A 2,518-nucleotide genomic window follows, 5' to 3' on the forward strand; every position below is an offset into this window, starting at 1 on the left:
CTCGTCGACGACCTCGCGCTTGAAGTTGTCGGGGACGAAGCCGGCGCCAATGCCCTGGATCTTGTGGCCGCCGGGCTTGCCGCCGGAGAGGACCGGGCTCTCGGCCGGCTCGACGGCGACGGCGCAGACGCTGGGCTTGTGCTCCTTCAGGAACTTGGAGGTGCCGGAGATGGTGCCGCCGGTGCCCACGCCGGCGACGATGGCGTCGACGGTGCCCTCGGTGTCGGCCCAGACCTCGGGGCCGGTGGTCTCATAGTGGGCGCGGGGGTTGGCGGGGTTGGTGAACTGGCCGGCCACGATGCTGTTGGGCGTGGACTCGTGCAGCTCGTTGGCCTTGGCGATGGCGCCCTTCATGCCCTCGGAGCCGGGGGTCAGGACGATCTGCGCGCCGTAGGAGGCGGCGAGCTTGCGGCGCTCGATGCTCATGGTCTCGGGCATGGTGAGGATCATCTTGTAGCCGCGGGCGGCGGCGAGCATGGCCAGGCCAACGCCGGTGTTGCCGCTTGTGGGCTCGATGACGGTGCCTCCGGGCTGGAGCTCGCCGGACGCCTCGGCGGCGTCGAGCATGTAGCGGGCCACGCGGTCCTTGACGGAGCCACCGGGGTTGGTGGCCTCGTACTTGCCCAGGACGCGGGCGCCGGTGGCCTGGACGTCTGCGGGCAGCAGCGAGGAGAGGTCGATGAGGGGGGTGGAGCCAATGAGGGACTCGACGTGGTTGGCGACGTGCATGGGGTGCCTCCTTGTTCTGTGAGCCTGGGGCCCGAGCTGGCGGACGGGATGTTCGCGTGTGCGTGCCGTCCAGGGGACGAGCGGGCGCGGGGTGCGCCTCGCTCGCTGGCGATAGTATGCCACGATTAAACCAACTAAACCAGTAGGAATTTATGAATTAAGCGTTGCTTAGTGCGTTTGTGCTGGTAGATGGCGGAAATGTTTCTATCGTTGGGACTGTTGGCGTGGCGATAGTGGCTTACTGTTGGCTTTGGCGGGCCAACGTTCGTGCACGTCTCGCCCAACGAGCCGTCGGCTATACACGTCCGTGGCGCCCCAAACGCGCCAGACCGATGGGTCCCCGCTGCCGGCCCAACGAGCCGTCGGTTATGCACGTCCGTGGCGCCCCAAACGTGCCAGACCGATGGCGGCTTTGCTGCTCGCTCAACGTGCCATCGGTTGCGCACGTCCGGGGCGCTTGAAACGTGCCAAACCAATGGCGCTGCGTTGCACGTGCGGGGCTATTGGCCTCCATTGGGGAAAAGCACCGCTTATAGGGGGAGAAGCATGACAAGCTGATTAATTTACGGACTGCTCCGCTAAATAATTGACGGCCCGCCCTCAACCTATTTCAGGTTCTATTAAGGGAGAGGAAACCACCTGTGACAACCCGCTGCCCGGCTGTGCGTGGCACCTACGAAATACGCGGCCGCGCCCGCCTTGCGCTCGACGCCGACGTCGAGACCCTGCCCGATGACCCCGCGCGCCTCAAGCTCCTCATTGGCGAGCTCCAGTTCGAGGTGGGCCTGCTCAACGGCATCATCGCCCAGGGTGGTGGCGCGCATGATCTCCTCCGTCGGGGCGACCGCTGCTAGCTACAGGGCCTCGAGCGTGGCGATGAGCGCCAGGTGGTCGGTGCCCGAGACCTGGGCGGTCTCGAGCGAGCTCACCACGATGCCCGAGTTCTTGGAGTATACGATGTGGTCGATCTCGACGAGTGCGGGTATGGCCTTGTTGGCCGGGTAGGTCATGTGCATTCCGCCGCCGCTCGCCTGGCCGGCGTCGGCAAAGGTGGTGCCCAGAAGCTCGCGGAAGCGTGCGTGATCCCATGCCGAGTTGAAGTCGCCCATGATGAGGTAGGCGTGGCCGTAGTCAGACAGGCTCCCGATGACCGACAGCCCCTCGTCCCACAAATCTTCGGCCCCGCGCACGGGCGAGTTGGGATGTACGCTCACGATACGCACCGTGGCGTCTCCCACCTGGATGCTCGCGGCCGGCATCGAGCTCGTGTCGATGGGCAGGAGGTTCCTCGACACGTTGTCCTGCGGCGCAGCGGTCCAGATGCCGTTGCGCCCGCCGTTCGAGATGGCCGAGGCCCCCGCCGAGACGACGTGGTAGGGGAGTAGCTCGTCGATGCCGGCGCGTTCGAGGTCGTTGACCATGCCGTCGGTGAGCTCCTGCAGGCACAGCACCTCGACGTGCTTCTCGCGCACGAGGTTCACGATGTCGACGGCGCTGGCCTGTCCGTTGTAGGTGTTGCAGGTCATGACGCGGGCGTAGGAGTCGGCCGTGGTGTTGGTGCTCGCGACGGCGGCCGTGGCCTCGCTCGAGACGCGGGCGCTGCCGGTGAAGTAGCCGATGTGCCACCAGCCGTTGACGGCGAGGGCCAGCGCGCAGGCCACCGCGAGCACGCGGCGGCTCCAGAGCAGGGCCAGCGCGAGGCAGACGATGGTGGGGACGAGCGCCACCGGCACGAACGAGACGAGCTCGGGCACGGCCGAGCCCGCGGCGTGGCTCGCCGGGATCAGGC

At 66.8% G+C, this 2,518-nt stretch carries 3 protein-coding genes; 1 reads left to right on the plus strand and 2 read right to left on the minus strand.

Features of this window, described 5'->3' with window-relative positions:
• Nucleotides 1-729 (minus strand): PLP-dependent cysteine synthase family protein (locus AC1VTH_RS07820; protein WP_481335588.1); only part of this gene is annotated, 729 nt, incomplete at its 3' end.
• A gap of 641 nt (nucleotides 730-1,370) precedes the next feature.
• On the opposite strand from AC1VTH_RS07820, the gene AC1VTH_RS07825 reads away from it, so the two are divergent.
• Nucleotides 1,371-1,583 carry a hypothetical protein gene (locus AC1VTH_RS07825; protein ID WP_481335590.1) on the plus strand — a complete coding sequence of 71 codons (213 nt, stop codon included), beginning with the start codon at nucleotides 1,371-1,373 and terminating at the stop codon, nucleotides 1,581-1,583.
• Here the strand turns inward: AC1VTH_RS07825 and AC1VTH_RS07830 are convergent.
• A partial coding sequence (locus AC1VTH_RS07830) for an endonuclease/exonuclease/phosphatase family protein (protein WP_481335592.1) occupies nucleotides 1,584-2,518 on the minus strand: 935 nt, incomplete at its 5' end.

The organism is Parolsenella sp. (assembly GCF_982402205.1).